This window comes from Sphaerotilus sp., assembly GCF_013299175.1.
Taxonomy (GTDB): Bacteria; Pseudomonadota; Gammaproteobacteria; order Burkholderiales; family Burkholderiaceae_C; genus Sphaerotilus.
Window position 1 is genome coordinate 1 of the sequence record NZ_JAAFKF010000066.1, and the last position, 23,286, is coordinate 23,286.

Annotated in this window: 21 protein-coding genes; 10 read left to right on the plus strand and 11 right to left on the minus strand. The window is 68.5% G+C overall.

Annotated features, from left to right (window positions below; genetic code table 11):
- The 6 genes from QZW52_RS12225 to rsmH form a co-directional block, all read right to left on the minus strand.
- Positions 1–648: MraY family glycosyltransferase (locus tag QZW52_RS12225; RefSeq protein ID WP_473964391.1), on the minus strand; the 648-nt coding region annotated here is incomplete at its 3' end.
- Positions 638–2,068, minus strand: coding sequence for a UDP-N-acetylmuramoyl-tripeptide--D-alanyl-D-alanine ligase (locus tag QZW52_RS12230; RefSeq protein ID WP_293999115.1), 1,431 nt, complete (start codon positions 2,066–2,068; stop codon positions 638–640). The genes QZW52_RS12225 and QZW52_RS12230, both read right to left, overlap by 11 nt.
- Positions 2,069–2,080: 12 nt before the next feature.
- Entirely contained in the window at positions 2,081–3,637 is a 1,557-nt protein-coding gene (locus tag QZW52_RS12235) for a UDP-N-acetylmuramoyl-L-alanyl-D-glutamate--2,6-diaminopimelate ligase (RefSeq protein ID WP_434738328.1), read from the minus strand.
- Between the two features lie 5 nt (positions 3,638–3,642).
- On the minus strand, positions 3,643–5,451 hold the full coding sequence (locus QZW52_RS12240; RefSeq protein WP_293999121.1) for a peptidoglycan D,D-transpeptidase FtsI family protein: 1,809 nt from the start codon (positions 5,449–5,451) through the stop codon (positions 3,643–3,645).
- A complete protein-coding gene (gene ftsL / locus QZW52_RS12245) occupies positions 5,448–5,777 on the minus strand; it encodes a cell division protein FtsL (protein WP_293999124.1) in 330 nt (109 codons plus the stop codon). Before ftsL ends, QZW52_RS12240 begins: the two co-directional genes overlap by 4 nt.
- Positions 5,774–6,748, minus strand: coding sequence for a 16S rRNA (cytosine(1402)-N(4))-methyltransferase RsmH (gene rsmH, locus QZW52_RS12250; RefSeq protein ID WP_293999126.1), 975 nt, complete (start codon positions 6,746–6,748; stop codon positions 5,774–5,776). Before rsmH ends, ftsL begins: the two co-directional genes overlap by 4 nt.
- 459 nt (positions 6,749–7,207) lie before the next feature.
- Between rsmH and QZW52_RS12255 the strand changes: the two genes are divergently transcribed.
- The gene (locus tag QZW52_RS12255) at positions 7,208–8,194 is read left to right on the plus strand and encodes a FecR family protein (protein WP_293999128.1); all 987 of its coding nucleotides are present in this window, start codon (positions 7,208–7,210) and stop codon (positions 8,192–8,194) included.
- Positions 8,195–8,217: 23 nt separating this feature from the next.
- Here the strand turns inward: QZW52_RS12255 and QZW52_RS12260 are convergent, their stop codons facing one another.
- Entirely contained in the window at positions 8,218–9,513 is a 1,296-nt protein-coding gene (locus QZW52_RS12260) for an Hsp70 family protein (protein WP_293999129.1), read from the minus strand.
- A 127-nt stretch (positions 9,514–9,640) separates the two neighbouring features.
- Between QZW52_RS12260 and QZW52_RS12265 the strand changes: the two genes are divergently transcribed.
- Both QZW52_RS12265 and QZW52_RS12270 read left to right on the plus strand, forming a co-directional pair.
- Entirely contained in the window at positions 9,641–10,684 is a 1,044-nt protein-coding gene (locus QZW52_RS12265) for an extracellular catalytic domain type 2 short-chain-length polyhydroxyalkanoate depolymerase (RefSeq protein WP_293999131.1), read from the plus strand.
- Positions 10,685–10,785: 101 nt separating this feature from the next.
- Entirely contained in the window at positions 10,786–11,199 is a 414-nt protein-coding gene (locus QZW52_RS12270) for a hypothetical protein (protein ID WP_293999134.1), read from the plus strand.
- On the opposite strand, the gene gatA is transcribed toward QZW52_RS12270, so the two are convergent.
- Together gatA and gatC are read right to left on the minus strand one after the other, a co-directional pair.
- On the minus strand, positions 11,189–12,724 hold the full coding sequence (gatA, locus tag QZW52_RS12275) for an Asp-tRNA(Asn)/Glu-tRNA(Gln) amidotransferase subunit GatA (RefSeq protein WP_293999136.1): 1,536 nt from the start codon (positions 12,722–12,724) through the stop codon (positions 11,189–11,191). The two genes, QZW52_RS12270 and gatA, sit on opposite strands and share 11 nt — an antisense overlap.
- A 7-nt stretch (positions 12,725–12,731) precedes the next feature.
- On the minus strand, positions 12,732–13,031 hold the full coding sequence (gatC, locus tag QZW52_RS12280; RefSeq protein ID WP_293999138.1) for an Asp-tRNA(Asn)/Glu-tRNA(Gln) amidotransferase subunit GatC: 300 nt from the start codon (positions 13,029–13,031) through the stop codon (positions 12,732–12,734).
- 195 nt (positions 13,032–13,226) lie between these two features.
- On the opposite strand from gatC, the gene QZW52_RS12285 reads away from it, so the two are divergent.
- From QZW52_RS12285 to rodA, 5 genes are read left to right on the plus strand one after another with little or no spacing between them, the layout of a single operon-like run.
- Complete coding sequence (locus tag QZW52_RS12285) at positions 13,227–14,270, plus strand: rod shape-determining protein (protein WP_293999141.1); 1,044 nt, start codon at positions 13,227–13,229, stop codon at positions 14,268–14,270.
- Between the two features lie 24 nt (positions 14,271–14,294).
- Positions 14,295–15,245, plus strand: a complete 951-nt coding sequence (mreC, locus tag QZW52_RS12290; RefSeq protein WP_293999143.1) for a rod shape-determining protein MreC — start codon at positions 14,295–14,297, stop codon at positions 15,243–15,245.
- On the plus strand, positions 15,242–15,760 hold the full coding sequence (mreD, locus tag QZW52_RS12295; RefSeq protein ID WP_293999146.1) for a rod shape-determining protein MreD: 519 nt from the start codon (positions 15,242–15,244) through the stop codon (positions 15,758–15,760). The genes mreC and mreD overlap by 4 nt, the downstream gene beginning before the upstream one ends.
- 20 nt (positions 15,761–15,780) lie before the next feature.
- Positions 15,781–17,946 (plus strand): penicillin-binding protein 2, encoded by a 2,166-nt coding sequence (mrdA, locus tag QZW52_RS12300; protein ID WP_293999148.1) that lies wholly within the window; start codon positions 15,781–15,783, stop codon positions 17,944–17,946.
- Between the two features lie 2 nt (positions 17,947–17,948).
- The gene (gene rodA / locus QZW52_RS12305; RefSeq protein WP_293999161.1) at positions 17,949–19,109 is read left to right on the plus strand and encodes a rod shape-determining protein RodA; all 1,161 of its coding nucleotides are present in this window, start codon (positions 17,949–17,951) and stop codon (positions 19,107–19,109) included.
- On the opposite strand, the gene QZW52_RS12310 is transcribed toward rodA, so the two are convergent.
- The gene (locus QZW52_RS12310; protein WP_434738327.1) at positions 19,086–20,603 is read right to left on the minus strand and encodes a sensor histidine kinase; all 1,518 of its coding nucleotides are present in this window, start codon (positions 20,601–20,603) and stop codon (positions 19,086–19,088) included. The genes rodA and QZW52_RS12310 overlap by 24 nt on opposite strands.
- A gap of 4 nt (positions 20,604–20,607) precedes the next feature.
- Complete coding sequence (locus tag QZW52_RS12315) at positions 20,608–21,282, minus strand: response regulator (RefSeq protein WP_293999151.1); 675 nt, start codon at positions 21,280–21,282, stop codon at positions 20,608–20,610.
- Positions 21,283–21,398: 116 nt separating this feature from the next.
- Between QZW52_RS12315 and recA the strand changes: the two genes are divergently transcribed.
- On the plus strand, positions 21,399–22,460 hold the full coding sequence (recA, locus tag QZW52_RS12320) for a recombinase RecA (RefSeq protein ID WP_293999154.1): 1,062 nt from the start codon (positions 21,399–21,401) through the stop codon (positions 22,458–22,460).
- 47 nt (positions 22,461–22,507) lie between these two features.
- Entirely contained in the window at positions 22,508–22,993 is a 486-nt protein-coding gene (gene recX / locus QZW52_RS12325) for a recombination regulator RecX (protein WP_293999158.1), read from the plus strand.
- Positions 22,994–23,286 lie beyond the last annotated feature (293 nt).

Here is a 23,286-nt window from a genome sequence, read left to right on the forward strand (position 1 = left end):
GTTGCTGGTGCCGACGATGACGAAGTAGGTCAGGAAGATGAAGCCGAACACGCCCAGCGGGTAGCTCACCGTCTTGAAGAAGGGCACGATCAGGTCGGCCTTGGGCGGCAGGTCGTTCGAGAAGCCGGAGATGACCCAGCGCATGAACAGCTCCAGCACGCGCAGGTTGGAGGTCTCCGACACGCTGAACGCCAGGTAGAGCGCCGCGACCAGTCCGATGAGCGACTGCCACAGGTACTTCTCGCCGGACGGCATGCCCTCGGGGTTCTTGTTCACCACCTTGCGCCAGTCGTCCACCCAGCCGATGGCGCCGAAGCCCATCGTCACCGTCATCACGATCCAGACGAAGCGGTTGCTCCAGTCGAACCACAGCAGGGTCGAGATGCCGATCGCCAGCAGGATCAGCACGCCGCCCATCGTCGGCGTGCCGCGCTTGACGATGTGCGCCTGCACGCCGTATTCGCGGATCGGCTGGCCGATCTTCAGCTCGGTCAGGCGGCGGATCACCAGCGGCCCCAGCGCCAGCCCGATCAGCAGCGCAGTCATCGCCGCCATCACCGCCCGGAAGGTGATGTACTGGAACACCCGCAGGAAGCCGAGGCTCTCGGGATAAAGGCCCTGCAACCACTGTGCGAGGCTAATGAGCATGTTGTTCTCCTGGGTTGGCCGCCTCGCCCTGCAGGGCGGCGACCACCTGTTCCATCTTCATGAAGCGCGAGCCCTTGACCAGCACCGACTGCGCCTCGGGCAGCGCGGCCCCCTCGGCCCGCATCGCCGCCACGGCTGCCGCGGCGTCGGTGTGGTGCCGTACCACGGTCGGCGGCGCGGTGGCCTGCGCGGCGTGGGCCGCGAGTATGCCTGCGGTCCAGACGCAATCGATGCCTTTTTCGGTGGCGTAGCGGCCGACTTCGGTGTGGAACTCCGGACCCCGGTCGCCCACCTCGCCCATGTCGCCCAGCACCAGCCAGCGCGGCCCCGGCAACGCCGCCAGCACGTCGATCGCCGCCCGCACCGAGTCGGGATTGGCGTTGTAGCTGTCGTCCACCAAGGTGATGGTGCGGCCACGCCACGCCAGCCGCTGCACCTGCGAGCGCCCCCTGACCGGCTCGAACGCCGCCAGCCCGTCGCGCACCGCGTCCGCCGCCACACCCGCCGCCAGCGCGCAACCCGCCGCCGCCAGCGCATTGCGCACGTTGTGCTGCCCGGCCACGGCCAGCGCCAGCGCCAGATCGCCCGCCGGGGTGTGCAGCACGGCGTTCCAGTGGTCGCCCTGCCAGTCGGCTTCAGCGGTCAGCGTGGCCGCAGTGCCCCCGAGGGCGAAGGTGGAGACGCGGCGCGTACCGGCCAGCGTGTGCCACAGCGGCGTGTAGTCGTCGTCGGCAGGAAACACGGCCACGCCGTCGGCGGGCAGCGACGCGATCACCGCGCCGTTTTCCTCCGCCACGGCGTCGACCGTCTTCATGAACTCCAGGTGCTCGCGCTGCGCGTTGTTCACCAGCGCCACCGTCGGCTGGGCGATGCGCGCGAGTTCCGCGATCTCGCCGGGGTGGTTCATGCCGAGTTCGACCACGGCGATGCGGTGGTGCCGGCGCAGCCCGAGCACGGTCAGCGGCACGCCGATGTGGTTGTTCAGGTTGCCAGCGGTGGCGTGGGCAGCCGTCCCATGGGCGGTGCGCAGGATGGCGGCGATCATCTGCGTCACCGTCGTCTTGCCGTTGCTGCCCGTCACCGCGATCAGTGGCAAGGCCAGGCTGGCGCGCCACCCCGCGGCCAATGCCTGCAAGGCGTGCAGCGTGTCGGACACCTCCAGCCCCGCCAGTCCGGCCTCGGCCAGCCCCCGCTCGGCAATGGCCGCGACCGCGCCCGCCGCACCCGCCTGTGGCAAAAAGCTGTGGGCATCGAAGCGTTCGCCGCGCAGCGCGACGAACAGGTCACCCGCACGCAGGCTGCGGGTGTCGGTGTGAACGCGCAGCAGCGCCGTGGCCGGATCACCGACCAGCCGTGTGCCGGGCAGGCGCGCCGCCACCAGCGCGTGGGCCTCGCCCAAGGTCATGAAAACAGGGGACATCATTGGAAAGGCTCAGGAACGGTGGGACACACGGCGTTGTAGCGCGGCGGCAGCCTCGTCCAGATCTGAAAAAAACCGCTTCACACCCGCCGTCTCCTGGTAGTCCTCATGGCCCTTGCCGGCAATGAGCACCACATCGCGGGCGTCGGCGTCGGCCAGCACGGTGGCGATGGCGGTGGCGCGGTCCTCGACCGTGCGCAGCAGCGGCGACCAGACACAGCCGGCCGCGATCTGCGCGAGGATGGTGGCGGGGGCTTCGTTGCGCGGGTTGTCGCTGGTGAGGACCACCTCGTCGGCCAGCGTCTGCGCGGTGCGGCCCATCACCGGGCGCTTGGTCACGTCCCGGTTGCCGCCACAGCCGAACACGCACCACAGCCGCCCGCCCCGTGCCACCGCGAACGGCCGCAGCGCCTGCAATGCCTTGTCGAGCGCATCGGGCGTGTGGGCGTAATCGACGACGACCTGCGGCAGCGCGACCGGCGCTGCGCCGCTGGACACGGGCAGCTCGACCCGCTGCATCCGCCCCGGCACGGGCGTGAAGTCGGCCGCCAAGGGCGCGATCTCGGCCAGCGGCAGACCCAGCGCCCGCAGCCCGCCGAACACCGCCAGCACATTGGCGACGTTGTACTCGCCGATCAACCCGGTACGCACTGCGACCGACTCCGCACCTTCGCGCACGGTGAAGCACAGGCCGTCGGCGTCGTAGTGCAGCGCCTCGGCCTGCAGGCGGGCGGGCGTCGGGCGGGGCTGGATCGCGTAGGTCCACACGTCCAGATCGCCCCGTGCGGTCAGCGCCTCGGCCAGCAGCACGCCCTGGGCATCGTCGAGGTTGACCACCGCGGCGCGCAAGCCCGGCCAGTCGAACAGCGCCCGCTTGGCCTGCCAGTACGCGGCCATGCTGCCGTGGTAGTCGAGGTGGTCGGGCGTGAAGTTGGTGAAGAGCGCCACCTGGATCCGCACCGCATCCAGCCGGTGTTCGGCCACGCCGATCGACGAGGCTTCCATGACGCAGGCCGCGAAGCCCTGGTCCACGAAGGCGCGCAGGCTGCGGTGCAGGGTGACGGGATCGGGCGTGGTCAGGCCGGTGGCGACGATCTTTGCCTCGGGCGAGACGCGGCTGGGCGGCTCGCCGACGCCCAGCGTGCCGACCACGCCGCAACGCCGCCCCGACAGGCTCAGCGCCTGCGCGGTCCACCACGCGGTGGAGGTCTTGCCGTTGGTGCCGGTGGTGGCGATGACGGACAGCGCCGCACTCGGCTGGCCATGCCACGCATCCGCCAACGCCGCCGTCAGCGCCTTCAGGCCGGGTACCGCCGCGATGCGCGCATCGGCGAAGGCGAAGCGGTCCACGCCATCGGCTTCGACCAGACAAGCCGCCGCCCCGGCCGCGAGCGCCGCCGTGACGTGGATCCGCCCGTCCTGCGCGTAGCCCGGCCACGCGATGAAGAGGTCGCCTGGCTGCACCTGCCGGCTGTCGGTGCGCAGCGGGGCGCCCGGTGCGCGCTGCCGCAGCCAGTCCACCACCTCGGTCAAGCCGGTCAGCGTCACGGCGGGTTCGGGGTAGGCCATCGCCATCAGAACGACTCCTCTTCGGCCTTGGCCGCCTGGGCGCGGGCGATGATCTGCTGCTTGATTTCGAGGTCCGGTGCCACGTTCATCACGCGCAGGGTCTGCTGCACGACCTGGCTGAACACCGGCGCGGCCACATCGCCGCCGAAGTAGATGCCGTTGCTCGGCTCGTCCACCATGACGGCAACGATGATGCGCGGGGCGTTGACCGGCGCCATGCCGACGAACCAGGCGCGGTACTTGTTGCTGGCATAGGTGGCGCCGTCCTGCTTGTGGGCGGTGCCGGTCTTGCCGCCGACCGAGTAGCCGACCGCCTGGGCCTTGGGGGCCGTGCCGCCCTCGCCCGCGGCCATGTTCAGCATGGTGCGGATCTCGCGGACCACCTCCGGCTTGAACACCGATTCGCCTGCCACCGGCCCCGCCTGCTTGAGCAGCGACACCGGCACCAGATCACCATCGCGGGCGAACACGCTGTAGGCCCGCGCCAACTGGAACAGCGACGTGGACAGGCCGTAGCCGTAACTCATGGTCGCCTGCTCGATCGGGCGCCAGGTCTTGTACGGCCGCAGCTTGCCGGTGGCCAGACCGGGGAAGGACAGCGGCGGCTTCTGTCCGAAACCGACCGCGTGGAACACGTCCCACATCTCGCGCGGCTGCATCTGCATGGCCATCTTGACCGTGCCGACGTTGCTGGATTTCTGGATGACCTGCTGCACCGTGAGCGCACCGTGCGGGTGCGAATCGCGGATGGTGGAGCCGGTGATGTTGATGCTGCCCGGCGCAGTCTGGATCACGGTGGACGGCTTGACGCGGCCGGTCTGCATGGCCAGCGCGGCGATGAAGGGCTTCATCGTCGAGCCGGGTTCGAAGGTGTCGGTCAGCGCCCGGTTGCGCAGGTTGGCGCCGGTGCGGGTCTGGCGGTCGCCGGGGGTGTAGCTCGGGTAGTTGGCCAGCGCCAGCACCTCGCCGGTCTGCACGTCGAGCACCACCGCGCTGCCTGCCTTGGCCTTGTGCAGCAGCACCGCGTCGCGCACCCGCTGGTAGGCGACGAACTGGATCTTGGTGTCGATCGACAGCGCGATTTCATGGCCGTCCTCGGGTTCGATCCGGTCGCCGATGTCCTCGATCACGTTGCCGAGCCGGTCGCGCACGACGCTGCGGCTGCCGTTGCGGCCGTCCAGGTCTTTCTGGAAGGCCAGCTCGATGCCTTCCTGGCCGGTCTGCTCGATGTTGGTGAAGCCCACCAGGTGCGCCACGGCCTCGCCTTCGGGGTATTCGCGGCGGTACTCGCGCTGCTGGTGGACGCCCTTGAGCGCCAGCGCCTTGATCTGCCCCGCCACGGCGTCGTCCACCACGCGGCGCAGCCAGACGAAGTGGGCATTTTCCTTGAGCCGGCCGGCCAGCTCGGCACCGGTCATGCCGAGCAGCCTGGCCAGCGTCTGCTGCTGGGCAGGCGTCGCGTCGAAGTCCTTGGGGATGACCCAGATCGACTGCGCCGGCACGCTGGCCGCCAGCACCTGCCCCGTGCGGTCGGTGATGCGCCCGCGGCTGGCGGGCAGCTCGAAGGTGCGCTGGTAGCGGCTCTCGCCCTGCTGCTGGAAGAAGTCCTGGTTGACCACCTGGATGTAGACCGCCCGCCCGATCAGCAGGCAGAAGGTCAGCCCCACCGCCGCCACCACGAAACGCGAGCGCCAGATCGGGGTCTTGGCGGCCAGGAGCGGGCTGGAGGCGTATTTCGCGCCTGGCGTCCGGGTGGAGGCGGAGGCACGTGCGGCCAGACGCTCGCGCAGCGCGGCCAGTCCGGGGAGCTTCATGGCCGGGCCTTCCGGGTGGGGGTGGCGGCCGGTGCTGCCGATGCCGCAGGGGCAGGCAGCGTGCCATCGGCCGTGAGGTACTGGGTCACGGCCGGCGTGGCCACCGCCATCTGGAGCTGCTCGCGGGCCACCTGCTCGACCCGCAGGTGCGTGGCCTGGGTGCGCAACAACACGCGCAGCTTGTCGGCGTCCTGTTCGAGGCGCTGCGACTGGTTGCGCTCGCGCTCCAGGCTGATGAACTGGCGGCGGGTCTCGTAGGACACCTGCACGAGGTAGAGCGCGCTGGCAATGACGCCCAGCAGCAGCAGGATGTTCAGGCGGGTCATGGGCGCGTCCACACCGGCGGCAGGGCCACGTCGGTGCGCTCGGCCACCCGCAGCACCGCCGAACGCGAACGGCCGTTGCCGCTGACCTCTTCGTCGGACGGCTTGGTGCGGCCCAGCGCGTTCAGCAGCGCCGGCTTGGGTTCGGCGAACGGGGCGCGGCGGTCGAACGCTTCGCGCGCGTGTCGGTTGATGAACGTTTTGACGATGCGGTCTTCGAGCGAATGGAAGCTGATGACCGCCAGCCGCCCGCCCGGCTTGAGCGCCGCCAGCGAGGACGCCAGCGCCTGCTCCAGCTCGTCCAGCTCGCCGTTGACGAGGATGCGCAGGGCCTGGAAGGTGCGCGTGGCCGGATCTTGGCCGCGCTCGCGGGTCCGCACGACGCTGGCGAGCAGCTCAGCCAGCTCGCTGGTGCGCTGCAGGGCATGGCCGGACTCGCGGCGCGCCACCACCGCCCGCGCGATGGCCGGGGCAAACCGCTCCTCGCCGTAGTCGCGCACCACCTCGGCGATGCGCTCCTTCGGTGCGGTGGCGAGGAACTCGGCTGCGCTCTGGCCGCGGGTCGGGTCCATGCGCATGTCGAGCGGACCGTCGTGGCGGAAGCTGAAGCCGCGCGCCGGGTCGTCGATCTGCGGGGAGGACACGCCGATGTCGAGCAGGAGGCCATCGAGCTGCGCAATCCCGTGGCGGGCCATCACGGCGGGGTAGTCGGCGAAGCAGGTGTGGTCGATCGAGAAGCGCGGGTCGTGGATGCCGGACTCGCCCTGCGTCGCGTGGGCCACGGCTTCCGGATCGCGGTCGATGGCCAGCAGCCGACCGGCGGGCGACAGGTGCGACAGGATCAGGCGGGAGTGGCCACCGCGGCCGAAGGTGCCGTCCACATAGGTGCCCTCCGGGCGGTGGACCAAGGCATCGACCGCCTCATGGAGCAGCACGGTGCGGTGTTGTCGGGGTACTGCTGCGTCTTGGGCCATGGAAAGAAGGGGGGAAACTGAAATCCGGCAAGGTATCCATCGCGAATACCCACAAATCAACACCACCGCCCACTGTAGCGGAGAAATTGGCGGGGGGTCAAGAAAGCCATACCAAAGCCATCTCGGAATAACCAATGAAATCAAGTACTTAGAACATCTCTGCAGCCGCCGTTGCCGCGCGGCACGGACACCCGCGCCGGATCAGCAAAAAAGCCATACAAATGAAGCACTTAGGGATATTCGGCTCACGGCATCCCGAGATCACCGACTGAGCCAGTCCGCATGGAACCGTGAAATAGGACAAATCCCTGTGCAAGGGCCGCCGAAAACGTTCTCTGCAGTCGGTCAAAAAGGGCGGTCGGGGTGTCACTTTTTCGCCATTCGGGGCCGGCGTCGTCCGCGCGCAGGGTTGGGCCGTTGCAGCTACACACTGCCCCACCACTGACCACGGAGTTCCCCATGCCCCTGCTGATCGCCGCCTTGCTGGTCGCCGCCGCCCTGGTGACCCCGGGCACTCCCGCGGTCGCCCAGACCACCGCCTGGCAACAGGACCATGCCGTGCGCGAAGGCGACCGCCTGCAGACCCATGGCAACAGCCGTCTGGTGGTCGAGATCGGTCCGAACCGGCTGAAGCTGGACGAGCGCAGCGCACTGGTGGTGCGCCGGATTGACCGCGATGGCGTGGAGCTGGACCTCGAACGGGGCAGCGTGGTGCTGGAGCTGCGCAGCGGCGACAGTGCCTGGCGCTGGCAGGTGGACACGGCCGCGGGTCGCCACCAGCCGCACGGTCCCGGCCTGTTCCGCATCGACGCGCCCGATCCACGTGGATTCGACACCGGCAGCGCCACCGCCTGGCGCAGCGCGCTGCGCATCGAAAGCGAAGACGGCACGCTGCTGCTGCCCCCCGGTCGCCGGGCCGAACGCGACCGCAGCGGCCGCTGGCAGGTCGGCTTCCCGGAAGCCGATGCCTTTGCCGCCTGGGCCATGGTGCCGCAAGCCGAGAACCCGCCGCCCGCGCCCGACGACTGGCGCGACCGGGAACGCGGCGACCGGCGTCCCCGCCACTGGCACGCTGCGCCGTCCTGGGACGTGCCCATGCCGCCACCACCGCAGCAACAGCAGCAGCCACGCGTGATCGTCGTGCCGGCACCGGTCTGGGCCGAGCCTGCACCGCAGCAGCGCCAGTGGAACCCGCAACCCGACCCCCGCGAAGCACAGCGCCAGCGCCGCTGGACGGAACCCGCTCCCCCAGCCGCCGCACGGCCCGCGCCAATGCCCGCCCCGCTGCCTGCGCCCACAGCCACGCCGGAGCGGCGCCACCACGAGGTATCGCCCGCCCCGCCCATGCCAGCCGCGCCAGCGGCCTCGGCTCCGTCGCTGCCGCAGCCACGTCCTGGCCCAGGCCCAGGCCAGGAAGAGCCGCGCCGCTCGCAGCGCGCACTCTGACCCCTCCGCAGGCCGCCCGCCGGTCAGCGCCCGAAGCGCCGGCGGGCATCCAGCCCCAGCCCGCTGGCGACGCTGGCCAGCCGCTCCCCCTGCAACGTCTTTGCCTGGGGAAACGCCGCGGCCAGCCGGTCGGTCAGCAGGTGCAGACCGGTCGAGCCGCCTGTGAAATACAGCGCGTCGATCTGGTCGGCGCGCAGGCCCGCCAGCCGCACGGTCTCGCGGGCGGCCTCGGCGATGCGGTCGATGTCGTTGTCCAGCGCGCGCCGTGCTTGTGCGGGCGTGAGCGTCACCGACAGCCCCCGCTCCACCAGCCGCAGATCGATCAGCGCCTCGTCGCCCGCCGCCGAGGCGATCTTGGCCCGCTCGGCGCGGCCGATCAGGTCGTGGCCGAGGTGGTCGTTCACCACCTTCATCAGCCGCGTGTGGTGGCGCAGATCGGCGTAGTTGATCTTCATTGCACGCAGTTCCTGCACCCGCTGCGGCCGATAGACACTGTTGATCAGGTGCCAGGTGGCCAGATCGTGGTAGACGCGGCTGGGCACCTCGCGCGCCGGCTGTCCGCCGATCGACGGTCCCATCGCACCGAAACCGAACTCGCTCAGGATGCTGGCCAATTCGATGCGGCGGTCGAAGTCGGTGCCGGCGATGTGCAGGCCGTGGTGGCCGAGCACGTCGCGCTGGCGGTCCAGCCGGTCGCGGTGCGTCGGGCCGACCTGCACGATGGAGAAGTCGGACGTGCCGCCGCCGATGTCGGCCACCAGCACGCGCTGGTCGGTGTCGATCCGGGATTCGTAGTCGAACGCGGCAGCCAGCGGCTCGAACTGGAACTGGACCTCCTCGAAGCCGGCCGCCCGCGCCGCTTCCTCCAGCGAAGCCTGCGCCTGCGCATCGCGCACCGGGTCGTCATCGACGAAGAACACCGGGCGGCCCACCACCACCGAGGTCAGCGCATGGCCAGCGTGGGCTTCGGCGCTGCGCTTGAGGTGGCGCAGATAGCCGGTGATCACGTCCGTGAAGCTGACCGAGCGCCCGCCGCCGATGTCGGTGTGCTGCGCCATCAGCGCCGAGCCGAGCACGCTCTTCATCGAGCGCATCAGCCGGCCTTCGGTCCCCTCGACATAGGAGGCGATGGCGGCACGGCCCACCAGCCGCGGCAGGTTCTGCAGGTCCGGACCCTCGCCGAGGTAGAAGGTGGCGGTCGGCATCGTGGTGGCACCCTCCTCCAGCGGCACCAGCACCATCGCGCCGTCGCGGGGCACGGCCACCGCGGAATTCGAGGTGCCAAAGTCGATCGCGCAATAAGGGGAATGAGCAGACATGGGCAGGCACCGGGCCACAGAACAACGGGGCGCGCATCATACGGGGCGACCAGAATGCTGCGCCGCAACATGCCGCTGCCCCCATCCGATACAGTCACAGCGTGATGAACTCCACGGGAGAGATGCAATGCGCGCGAACAACCTGTCTGGCCTGGCCCTTGCGCTGGCCTGCTGTGCGCTGACCGGGCCGTCACCGTCCCTGGCAGCGACCCCCTCCACGGCGCCCGACCTGCCCGGCTTCACGCTGGAGCCGGACAGCACGTCGGTGTCCGGGCTGTCCTCGGGCGCGTTCATGGCCGTGCAGTTGCAGGTGGCGTATTCGGCCAGCATCCGGGGCGCGGGGGTGGTCGCGGGCGGGCCGTACTACTGTGCCGCCGGCCAACTGGCCTACACCGGCATCTGCATGGGCCAGGTGCCGCTGGTGCCGCCCAATGCCGCCCTGATGGCCGCCGCCGCCCGCCGCTACGCCAGCCTGAAGCAGATCGACGCCACCAGCCACCTCGCCCAACGCCGCCTCTACGTGTTCCGTGGCACGGCAGACAGCGTGGTCGGCCGCTCGGCAGTCGATGCCACGGTGTCCTTTTTCCAGCAGATGGGGGTGCCGGACAGCCAGGTGCGCTACGTCCACGACATCCCCGCCGGCCACGCCCTGATCACGCCAACCTTCGGCAACGCCTGCAGCGCCAATGCCGCGCCCTACATCAGCCACTGCGAGGTCCATGGACATGGCTACGACCAGTCCGGCGAGTTGCTGGCCCACATCCTCGGGCCGCTGCAACCGCGCGCCACCAGCCTGGCCGGCAAGCTGCTCACCTTCCGCCAGCGCACCTACGCCCCCGCCGACACCGGCATGGCCGACAACGCCTTCCTGTACGTGCCGCCTTCCTGTGCGGCGGGCCAGCCCTGCCGCGTGCATGTCGCATTGCACGGCTGCCAGCAATCGGCCGACCAGGTCGGCAAGGATTTCGTGGCCGACACCGGCTACAACGAATGGGCCGAGCACAACCGGCTGCTGGTGCTCTACCCGCAGGTCAACGCCTCGACCCGCCCCTACAACCCCAAAGGCTGCTGGGACTGGTGGGGCTACACCGGCAGCGCCTACGCCACCCGCAACGGCGCGCAGATGAAGGCCATCCGGGCGATGGTGGATGCGCTGGGCCGGGCACGCTGAAAATGATTGAAACGACCGTGAACCATTCCATGGAATGGCGGGAATTCCCGTGCAAGGATCGCCGGCAGGTGTGAGAGCCTGCGCGCCATTGGAAATTTCACTTGCACCGCACCATGCGCATCGAATGCCCACATTGCCACCACCGGGGGTTCTCGGCCTGGCAGAAACTCAAGGCCAGTCCGCTGAAGCCGGTGATCTGCCAATACTGCCGACGGCGCTCCTATCCGAAGCCCACCGTGTCGGGCGGGGTGTGGTTGCTGGGCTGCGCTTTGCCGGTCACGGGCTGGCTGGTGTTCACCGGGCGCACGGGCGGCTGGCTGATCGCCGTGGCGGCGTGTCTGCTGGCCGCCGCGCTGGGGGTGCTGATGGCCCAGCCGGGGCAGGTGGTCAGCGACATGCATATCCGGCGGGACCGGGTCAGGCTGACGGTGCTCACCACCATCTTGGCGCTGGCCGTGCTGGGGTTCCTGATGGTGGTCCAGATGGGCAGCAGCGCGCCCGCAGTCAGCGGCTGACGGGTGTGGACAGGGCGGGCGGCGCCTGCCGGTGCCAGTCGGTGGCCTGCTGCAGGGCATGGCTGGCGTGCAGCAACGCCCCCTCCTGCCAGTAGTTGCCGATCAACTGCAGGCCCACCGGCAGCCCCCCCGCGCCGAAGCCAGCCGGCACGCTGATGCCCGGCAGGCCCGCCAGCGATGCTGGCAGCGTGAAGATGTCGGCGAGGTACTCGGCCAGCGGGTCGGTCTGGCTGCCAATCGGGCGGGCCACGTTGGGTGAGACCGGGCCGGCGATCAGGTCGCACTGCGTGAACACGGCCTGGAAGTCGTCGGCGATCATGCGGCGCAGCTTCTGGGCCTGCAGGTAGTAGGCATCGTAGTAGCCGTGGGACAGCACATAGGCGCCGATCATGATCCGGCGCTTCACCTCGGTGCCGAAGCCTTCGCTGCGGCTCTTGCGGTACAGATCGTTCAGATCCTTGTACTCGGCGGCACGGTGGCCGTAGCGCACGCCGTCGAAGCGGCTCAGGTTCGAGCTGGCCTCGGCCGGAGCGATGATGTAGTACACGGGGATCGACAGCTCGGTGCGCGGCAGGCTCACCTCGACCAGCGTGGCACCGAGCGTCTCCAGCTCGGCCAGCGCGGCGCGGGTCGCGGCCAGCACGTCGGCCGCGACCCCTGCGCCAAAGAACTCCTTCGGCAGACCGATCCGCAACCCGGCCAGCGGGCGCGCGGCGGTCGCGCCCTCGCGCAGTGCGGTGGTGGCAGCGACGAAATCAGGCACCGGCTGCTCGGCGCTGGTCGAGTCGAGGGGATCGAAGCCGCTCATGGCCTGCAGCAGGTGCGCGCAGTCGAGTGCCGAACGCGCCATCGGGCCGGCCTGGTCGAGGCTGGAGGCGAAGGCGATCATCCCGTAGCGGGAGCAGCGCCCGTAGGTGGGCTTGATGCCGGTGATGCCCGTGAGCGAGGCGGGCTGGCGCACGGAGCCGCCGGTGTCGGTGCCCGTGGCCGCCGGGATCAGCCGGGCCGCGACCGCAACCGCGCTGCCACCGGACGAGCCGCCCGGAATGCGGTCGGTGTTCCACGGGTTGCGCGCCAGGGTGTAGGCGGAGTTCTCGTTGGAGCCGCCCATCGCGAACTCGTCGCAGTTGAGCTTGCCCAGCGTCACCGCGCCAGCCGCAGCCAACCGGCTGACGACCGTGGCATCGAAGGGGCTGCGGTAGCCTTCGAGCATCTTCGAGCCGGCGGTGCTCGGGAAGTCGCGGGTGACGAAGATGTCCTTGTGCGCGATCGGCACGCCCAGCAAGGCCGGCAGCGTGCCCGCCGGGCCCTGCGCCCGCAGGCCATCGGCGGCGGCGGCCTGCGCCAGCGCCACCTCCGCATCCACCGACAGGAAGGCGCCGAGCGCGGCGTGTTCGGCGATGCGGGCCAGCAGGTGGCCGGTCAGCTCGACGCTGGAGATCTGGCGCTCGCCGAGCAGGCGTGACAGATCGGAGACCCCCAGCGTGTGCAAGGACTGGGTGGACAAGGTCGTGGACAGGGTCATGGCAGCTTCACTCGATCACGCGTGGCACAAGGAACAGCCCGCCTTCGACGGCCGGCGCACTTTGCTGGTTGGCCGTCCGGTTGTCGGACTCGGTCACGGCGTCCTCGCGCAGGCGCAGCGCCACGTCCTGCACCGCCGACAGCGGGGTGTACAGCGGGGCCACGCCGGTCGTGTCCACCGCACGCATCTGCTCGACGATGTCGAAGAAGCCGTTGAGGTCGCCCAGCAGACTCGCCTGCTCGGAATCGCTCAGTTCCAGCCGCGCCAGATTGGCAATGCGGCGCACATCGTGGGGCGTGAGGGCCATTTTTGTGAACAATGAGATGAAATATGCGCGTTGGGCGCGGACAAGACCCCTACATGGGAGGCCATCCGGCGCCGACATGAAGTGACAGGCACAGTGTGGACAAGGTCACGCCGCAAGCCATGGGGTATTATCACCCGCTCTTCCAGTCACGCTCTCCAGCCGCCAACAGGTCGCCGGAATGCTTACGAGTTCACCATGTTCGGATCGTTGCGTCGATATTTCTCTACCGATCTCGCGATCGACCTCGGCACCGCCAACACCCTGATCTACGTTCGAGGCACGGGCATCGTGCTGAACGAGCCCTCGGTGGTGGCCATTCGCCATGAGGGCGGCCCGCATGGCAAGAAAACCATTCAGGCCGTCGGGGCCGAGGCAAAGGCCATGCTGGGCAAGGTGCCGGGCAACATCGAGGCCATCCGCCCGATGAAGGACGGCGTCATCGCCGACTTCACCGTCACCGAGCAGATGCTCAAGCAGTTCATCAAGATGGTGCATCCGCGCTCGCTGCTCAGGCCGAGTCCCCGCATCATCATCTGCGTGCCCTGCGGCTCGACCCAGGTGGAGCGCCGCGCGATCCGCGAATCGGCACTCGGTGCGGGCGCCAGCGAGGTCTACCTGATCGAGGAGCCGATGGCGGCGGCGATCGGTGCCGGCATGCCGGTGTCGGAAGCCTCGGGTTCGATGGTGGTGGACATTGGCGGCGGCACGACCGAAGTCGGCGTCATCTCGCTGGGTGGCATGGTCTACAAGGGTTCGGTGCGCGTCGGTGGCGACAAGTTCGACGAAGCGATCATCAACTACATCCGCCGCAACTACGGCATGCTGATCGGCGAACCCACCGCCGAAGCCATCAAGAAGGAAATCGGGTCGGCCTTCCCCGGCTCCGAGATCAAGGAGATGGAGGTCAAGGGCCGCAACCTCAGCGAAGGCGTGCCGCGCAGCTTCACGGTCTCGTCCAACGAGATCCTGGAGGCGCTGACCGACCCGCTCAACCAGATCGTCTCCTCCGTCAAGAAGGCGCTGGAACAGACCCCGCCCGAACTCGGCGCCGACATCGCCGACCGCGGCATGATGCTGACCGGTGGCGGCGCCCTGCTGCGCGATCTCGACCGCCTGCTGGCCGAGGAAACGGGTCTGCCGGTGCTGATCGCCGAAGATCCGCTGTCGTGCGTGGTCAAGGGCTGCGGCATGGCGCTGGAGCGCATGGAGCGGCTGGGTTCCATCTTCACGTCGGAGTGAGCGTGCTGGCCGGCGCCTGCTGACATGCCACTGGGCACCCTGGACCGTTCGCCTCCGCCGTTTTTCCGCCAAGGCCCCTCTGCCCTGTCGCGGCTGCTGTTCTTCGCGTCGCTGTCGGTGCTGCTGATGGCTGCGGATTCGCGGGTCGGGCTGACCACGCCGCTGCGCACCGCCGCGGCCGTGGTGCTCCACCCGATCGAGCGTGCCCTGCTGGTGCCCGTGCGGGGCGTGGGTTCGGCCAACGAGTACCTCTCCGGCATCGCGCAGGCCCAGCAGACCACCGAACGCGCCCGTGCCGAGCTGACCCGCCAGGCCGAACGCTCGCTGCAGGCCGATCAGTTGCTGCGCGAAAACGCCCGGCTGCGCGCCCTGCTGGAGCTGCGCACGCGGCTGTCGGTGCGCTCGCGTGCGGCAGAGGTGCTCTACGACGCACCCGACGCCTACACCCGCAAGATCATCATCGACCGCGGCAGCAGCCAGGGGGTGCAGCACGGCTCGCCCGTCATCAACGAGCTGGGCGTGATCGGCCAGGTCACGCGGGTCTACCCCATGACCTCCGAGGTGACGCTGGTGGTCGATGAGAACGCCGCCATCCCGGTCCACAACATCCGCACCGGCCACCGCGGCGTGGCCTTCGGCGATCCGTCGGTGGACAGCATGGAGCTGCGCTTCGTCGCCGCCAACGCCGATGTGCAGGTCGGCGACATCCTGCAGACCTCCGGACTGGACGGTGTGTACCCACCAGGCCTGCCCGTGGCCAAGGTCGGCCGGCTCGACCGCCGCACCCAGTCCGACTTCGCCAAGATCGTGCTCATCCCGGCCACCTCGCCCGACAGCGTGCGGCATGTGCTGGTGCTCGAACCCGTGGGCATCCAGCAGCCCCCCAAACCGACCCCCGCCGATGTCGGTCTGCCCGTCCACGCCAAGGACACCGCCCCCGCCAAGTCCAGCGCCAAGGGAGTCCGCAAGCCATGATGCCCCGCTCGGCGGACCAGTTGCTGCTGCCGGTGAACCCGTGGTTCATGTGGACCACGCTGCTCATCGCGCTGGCGCTGAATCTGGTGCCGATCGGGCGCCAGCCGGCCATGCCGGACTTCATCGCCCTGGCCCTCGTCTTCTGGAACGTCCACCAGCCGCGCCGGGTCGGCGTCGGCACGGCCTTCATGTTCGGACTGCTGATGGATGTCCACCAAGGCGGGCTGCTCGGCCAGCACGCCATGGCCTACACCCTGGTGAGCTACTTCGCGATCACGATCCACCGCCGCCTGCTGTGGTTCACGGCGCCAGCCCAGGCGCTGCATGTCCTGCCCCTGTTCGCCGCTGCGCACCTGACCTCGCTGCTGCTGCGCATGGCCTCTGGCGGAGACTTTCCCGGCTGGCCGGTCCTGCTCGCCCCGGTCTTCGAAAGCCTGCTCTGGCCACTGGTCAGCCTGCTGCTGCTCGCGCCGCAGCGCCGGGCGCCGGACCCTGACAAGAACCGCCCGCTGTGAAGCGGTCGGGCCTGGGTGCAATGACGGAACTGCGCAACGTCGAACAGGAGATCGACCGCTTCCGGGTGCGGCTGATCGTGGCGGCGCTGGTGGTGCTGGTGTGCTTCGGGCTGCTGGTGGCGCGGCTGGTGACGCTGCAGGTCATCAAGTTCGACGAGCTCACCACCAAGGCCGACAACAACCGCATCGCCGTCGTGCCGATCGTGCCCAACCGTGGCCTGATCGTGGACCGCAACGGCATCGTGCTGGCCGACAACTACTCGGCCTACACGCTGGAAATCACCCGTTCGCAGCTCGAAGACGAACTGGAGTCGGTGATCGACCAGCTCGGCGAAGTCCTCGAAGTGCAGCTGCGCGACCGCCGCCGTTTCAAGCGCCTGATGGGCGACTCGAAAAGCTTCGAATCGATCCCGATCCGCACCAAGCTGAGCGACGAGGAGGTCGCCCGCTTCACCGCCCAGCGTTACCGCTTCCCTGGCGTCGAGATCAAGGCCCGGCTGTTCCGCAACTACCCCTACGGCGAGCTGGGCGGCCACGTCCTGGGCTACATCGGCCGCATCAACCAGCGCGAGAAGGACGACATGGCCGACTGGTCCGACGAGGACCAGGCCAACTACCGTGGCACCGACATCATCGGCAAGCTCGGCATCGAACAACGCTACGAGCGCGAGCTGCACGGCACCACCGGCTTCGAGGAGGTCGAGACCAGCGCCGGCGGCCACCCGGTGCGCCGCCTGCGGTCAGAGCCAGCGACCCCTGGCAACACCGTGCGCCTGTCGATCGACATCAAGCTGCAGGGGCTGATCGAAGAGCTGTTCGGCACCCGCCGCGGTGCGCTGGTGGCGATCGACCCGCGCAACGGCGAGGTGCTGGCCTTCGTCAGCAAACCCGGCTTCGACCCGAACCTCTTCGTCGGCGGCATCGACCAGGATTCGTGGAAAGAACTCAACGAGTCACTCGACAAGCCCATGCTGAACCGGGCGCTGCGCGGCACCTACCCGCCCGGCTCGACCTACAAGCCCTTCATGGCCATGGCCGCGCTCGTCACCGGCAAGCGCACCGCCGGTCAAGTCATCTACGACAACGGCTTCTTCATGTTCGGCAACCACCGCTTCCGCAGCCACGGCGATGGTGGCCTCGGGGCGGTGGACATGACGCGCTCGATCGTGCAGTCGAGCAACGTCTACTACTACGGTCTGGCCAACGACATGGGCGTCGATCTGATCCACGACCAGATGGACCTCTACAGCTTCGGCCGCAAGACCGGCATCGATCTGGAGGGCGAAGCCATCGGCGATCTGCCCTCGACCGAGTGGAAGCGCAACAAGTACAAGCGCCCCGAGCAGAAACGCTGGTATGCGGGGGAGACCATCTCGCTGGGCATCGGCCAGGGCTACAACAACTTCTCCATGACGCAACTCGCCACCGCCATGTCCACGCTGGTGTCGGGCGGTCTGCGCTTCGAGCCGCGGGTGGTGCGCGAGATCGAGAACGTCGTGACCCGCGAGCGGCGGCTGGTGTCCTCGCACGCCGTTGCGCCGCTCAACCTGAAGCCCGAGCATGTGGCGGTGATCCGGCGCGCCCTGTACGGCGTGACGCAGACCGGCACCTCGACCAAGGTCTTCGTCGGCGCACCCTATCTCAGCGGTGGCAAGACCGGCACGGCACAGGCGGTCGGCGTGCGACAGAACGAGAAGTACAACGCCTCCAAGCTCGCCGAATACCAGCGTGACCACTCGCTCTACACCGCCTTCGCGCCGCTGGACGAGCCGCGCATCGCGCTGGCCGTGATCGTCGAGAACGCGGGCTTCGGGGCCGAAGCTGCCGCACCGATCGCCCGCCGCGTGCTCGACTACGTGATCTCCGGCGTCTACCCCACGCCGGACGACATCGCCATCGTCCAGAAGGGCCACGGCTCCGCACCCATGGGGCCGGGCCTGCCGGTGGCCTCTGTGCCGCTGCCGCCGACCCGTGCAGCAGGGGTCGATGCCGAAGCGGCGGCCACCTCAGCCGCATCGAGTGCCTTGGCCTTCCCGGCGTCGGGGACACCGGTGGCCGCCTCGGCACCGGTGCCTGTCGCCTCCGCCGTGGCCGCTACCCCCAGCGTCACCCTGTCGCCCCTCGCGCCAGCACGCCCACCGAAGTGGATGCCCCGCCGCACACCGCCCACTGTGAGCACACCATGATCCTGCAAGCCTCCTTCGGACAACCCACGCTGTGGCAGCGGGTGCGCCCCTGGTTCAGCGGCTTCGATCCGCTGCTGCTGCTGGCGATGCTCGCGCTGATGGGCATCGGACTGACCGCGATGTACTCGGCCGGCTTCGACAACGGTGTGCGCTTCACGCTGCAGGTCCGCAACATGGTGCTGGCCACAGGGGTGTTCTTCCTGGTGTCCCAGGTGCCACCCCAGCGGTTCATGGCGCTGGCCGTGCCGCTCTACACGGTGGGCATGGTGCTGCTGGTCCTCACGGCGCTGTTCGGCATCGACCCGACCCACAAGGGCGCGCGCCGTTGGCTCAACGTCGGCATCGTCATCCAGCCCAGCGAGATCCTGAAGATCGCCACGCCGCTGATGGTGGCGTGGTGGTTCCAGCGCCGCGAAGGCCGTCCGCGCTCCAGCGACATCGCGCAAGCCTTCCTGCTGGTGCTCATGCCCTTCCTGCTGGTGGCCAAGCAGCCCGACCTCGGCACCGGCATCCTGATCTTCGCCGCCGGCTTCTTCGTCATCTTCTTCGCCGGGCTGTCGTGGAAGGTGATCCTGCCGGTGGCGGTGGTCGGTGTCGTCGCCATCGTCGCCATCGTGCTGGCCGGGCCGACCATCTGCGAGCCGGACGTGGACTGGAAGATCCTGCACACCTACCAGAAGAACCGCATCTGCACCCTGCTCGACCCGACCCGCGACCCGCTCGGCAAGGGCTTCCACATCATCCAGGGCATGATCGCCATCGGCTCGGGCGGCCTCACTGGCAAAGGCTTCATGAAGGGCACGCAGACCCACCTGGAGTTCATCCCCGAGCGCACCTCGGATTTCATCTTCGCCGCCTACTCCGAAGAGTTCGGGCTGGTGGGCGATCTGGCCCTCATCACCTGCTACACCTTCCTGATCGTGCGCGGGCTGATGATCGCCTTCGAAGCGCCGACCACCTTCTCGCGCCTCATGGCCGGCGGGATCACGATGAGCTTTTTCGTCTACGCCATGGTCAACATGGGCATGGTCAGCGGCATCCTGCCCGTGGTGGGCGTGCCGCTGCCGTTCATGAGCTACGGCGGCACGGCGCTGGTGACGCTGGGGCTGTCGCTGGGCATCCTGATGTCGATCGCCCGCTCACGGCGGCTCATGCAGAGCTGAGTCCTCGGTCGGCACGGCGGATTCGGCCGGCGGCGCGTGGCGCAGGCGAATCGTGAAGCGGGCACCCGGCCCCTCGCCAGGTGACACCTGGGCCAGCGCACGCGCGTCGTCGAGCACCACCGACGTGCCATGCTGCTGGGCGATTTCCGCCACGATCGCCAGCCCCAGCCCCGAGCCATCGACGGTGGTGCCGAGTGCGCGGTAGAAGGGCTGGAACACCAGTTCGCGCTCGGCCACCGGAATGCCCGGCCCGGAATCCTCGATCTGCAGCACCACCACCTGCCCGAACGGATCGGGCACCACCCGCACCGTCACCGTCCCCCCCCTGGGGGTGTAGTGCAGCGCGTTGTCCACCAGATTCGTGACCAGCTCGCGCAACAGCAAGGCATGCCCGAGCACCCGCGTATCGCCCGACCGCCTCAGGCCGCTGGGCACCTGCGTGTCCGGCCCCTCGAAGCCGAGGTCGATGCCCGCGTCCAGCGACTGCGGCACGAAGTCGCGCACCACGTCGGTCGCCAGGGCTTCCAGATCGACCCCGTCGCGGGCGACGGTCCCCGCCTTCGCATCGGCACGGGCCATCGACAGCAACTGGTTGACCATGTGGGCCGCGCGCTGGGAAGCGTGCGCCATCTGCGCCAGGGACGCTTTCATGACCTGCGGATCACCGTGGCCTGCATCGATCTCGCGTGTCGCCAGCTCGGCCTGCATCCGCAGGCCCGCCAGCGGCGTCTTGAGCTGGTGCGCGGCGTCCGCCAGAAAGCGTTTCTGCGTCACCAGTGCGGTCTGCTGGCGCTGCAGCAGGTCGTTGATCGACTGCACCAGCGGCGACACCTCCTCGGGCACCTCATGGACATCGATGGGGGACAGATCGTCGCTGGCCCGCTCGCGGATGCGCTGCTGCAACGCATTCAGCGGTGCCAGCCCCCGCACCAGCGCCAGCCACACCAGCAGCACCGCCACCGGCAGGATCACGAACTGCGGCAGGATCACGCCCTTGATGATCTCGGTGGCCAGCCGCGAGCGTTTGGTCAGCGTCTCGGCCACCTGCACCAACACCGCCCGCTCGCCAGGCCCACCCGCGACCCACTGGTAGGCCACGCGCACGCTGTCGCCATGGACCTCGTCATCGCGCGTGCGGACCTCGCCCAGCACCCGCTGCTCGTCCTCGGCGGGCAGCATCAGGTCACGGTCGCCGCTGACGAACTCGCCCCTCGGCCCCAGCACCTGGTAGTAGACGTTGTCCACCTCGTCGGCGCGCAGCATCCGGGCCGTCTCGCGCGAGAGATCGAAGTAGACGCTGTCGCCCCGCACCTCGATGCGCTGGGCCAGCGAGCGCACCGATTCGATGAGCGCCCGGTCATAGGGGCGGCTGGCGATGCCCTGCGCGGCCAGCCACGTCAGCGCCAAGCTCATCGGCCACAGCAGCAGCAGCGGCGCGAGCATCCAGTCCAGGATCTCGCCGAACAGCGAACGCTGTTCGCGCCGGCGCGGCACGTCCTCAGGTGGCAGCGATCTTCTCAAGGCAGTAGCCCAGCCCGCGCACCGTGGCGATGCGGATCGGCCCCTGCTCGATCTTCTTGCGCAGGCGGTGGATATAGACCTCGATGGCGTTGTTGCTCACCTCCTCGCCCCACTCGCACAGCCGCTCGACGAGCTGGTCCTTGCTGACGAGACGCCCGGCGCGCTGCAGCAACACCTCCAGCAGGCTGAGTTCACGGGCCGACAGGTCGATCATCTGGTCGTGGATGTAGGCCACGCGACCCGTGGCGTCGAAGGTGAGCGGCCCGTGCTTGATCAGCGCACTGGCCGATCCCAGACCACGCCGCGTCAGCGCCCGCACACGGGCTTCGAGTTCCTGCAGCGAAAACGGCTTGGCCATGTAATCGTCCGCACCGAGGTCCAGCCCCTTGACGCGCTGCTCGATCGAGTCGGCCGCCGTCAGGATCAGCACCGGCACCGCCGAGCCACGCGCACGCAGCTTCTTCAGCACCTCCAGACCGTGCAGCTTCGGCAGCCCCAGGTCCAGGATCAGCATGTCGAATTCGTGTGCAGCGAGGGCCGCATCGGCCTCCGAACCGTTGCCGACATGGTCAACGGCGTATCCTGCAGAGCGCAGGCTGCGCAGCAAGCCATCGGCCAGGATCTGGTCGTCTTCCGCGATGAGAATACGCATGGTGTCTGTCTCCTCTTGTCCCCCGAGGGCGGGGTCTGTGCGAGATTATCGCCCTCAAAAAACTGTACAAATATCCAGCATTTGACATAATGGCACATCCACCCAGGAGAACTTCGATGGACGCCCCGAGCAAAGCCACCCCGAACAGCACCGCCCTCAGTGCCGAAAAATCCAAGGCACTGCAAGCCGCACTGGCCCAGATCGAGAAACAATTCGGCAAGGGATCGATCATGCGACTCGGTGAAGGCGAGGTCGTCGCCGACATCCAGGTCTGCTCCACCGGCTCGCTCGGTCTGGACATCGCGCTGGGCGTCGGTGGTCTGCCCCGCGGCCGGGTGGTCGAGATCTACGGACCCGAGTCGTCCGGCAAGACCACGCTGACGCTGCAGGTCATCGCCGAGATGCAGAAGCTCGCCGGCGTCTGTGCCTTCATCGACGCCGAACACGCGCTCGATGCCCAGTACGCACAGAAGCTCGGCGTCAACCTGCAGGATCTGCTCATCAGCCAGCCCGACACCGGCGAGCAGGCACTGGAGATCGTCGATGCGCTGGTGCGCTCCGGCTCGGTCGATCTGATCGTCATCGATTCGGTCGCCGCGCTGACCCCGAAAGCCGAACTCGAAGGCGAGATGGGCGACTCCCTGCCTGGCCTGCAGGCGCGTCTGATGAGCCAGGCCCTGCGCAAGCTCACCGCCACGATCAAGAAGACCAACTGCATGGTCATCTTCATCAACCAGATCCGCATGAAAATCGGCGTGATGTTCGGCAGCCCCGAAACCACCACTGGTGGCAACGCGCTGAAGTTCTACGCCTCCGTGCGTCTGGACATCCGCCGCGTCGGCTCCATCAAGAAGGGCGAGGAAGTGATCGGCAGTGAAACCCGCGTCAAGGTCGTGAAAAACAAGGTCGCCCCGCCGTTCAAGACCGCCGATTTCGACATCCTCTACGGAGAAGGCGTCAGCCGAGAAGGCGAAATCATCGACCTGGGGGTGGCTGCCAAAATCGTGGACAAGTCGGGGGCTTGGTACTCCTACAAGGGCGAGAAGATCGGCCAGGGCAAGGACAACTCGCGCGAATTCCTGCGCGAGAATCCCGGCCTTGCCTACGAAATCGAAAACCGCATCCGCGAGTCGCTCGACATCAGCCTGTTGCCGCCGCTGGTCAGCGAAAAGCCCTGACGCAGCGGCCGGGACTGTCGGACTGCAGGACGGCACTGGTGCAATCCATGATCAGTCTCAAGGGCCGTGCGCTCAAGTACCTCGCCGCGCGGGAGCACTCGCGCAGCGAACTGGTGCGCAAACTCGCACCCCATGCGGAAGATCCCGACGAGATCGAACAGGTGCTGGAGGAATTGCAGCGCCGCGGGTTCCTGAGCGAAGAGCGTTTTGTCGCCTCGGTCATCCACCGCCGTGCGGCAGGCCACGGCACCGCCCGCATCCGGCAGGAACTCAACCTCAAAGGCATCACGGCCGAGCAGATGCGGGATTCACTGGCATCGCTCCAGTCCAGCGAATTGACCCGCGCCCACGCCGTCTGGGCACGCCGCTTCGGCCAGCCCGCACAAGATCCCCGCGAGCAAGCACGACAGATGCGTTTCCTGATGGCACGGGGATTCGCGGGTGACGTGGTGCGGCGCGTCCTCAAAGGGGAAGGCAACGACCTGTCGGACGAGTCCTTTCCGACCCTGGGCGACGAGAATACCGGGGTGTAGCGGAGCGCCAGCAGGCATGTGGTCATGGGTACACAGTGGGTACCACGCATGGTTGCGGCAGTGCAGCATGCTAAAGTTCCTGCGCTTCGGCATCGCCGCCGAACGGGCGCCCACTGCTGCGCGCCGCCCAATTGCCATGCAGTTCCGCATCGTTCCTACTCTCTCCAAGCTCTCCAAGAGTCCAATCCGATGAAGATCCACGAATACCAAGGCAAGGAAGTTCTGCGCCAGTTCGACGTGCCGGTGCCGCGAGGCCATGCGGCGTTCACGGTGCAGGAGGCGGTGGAAGCCGC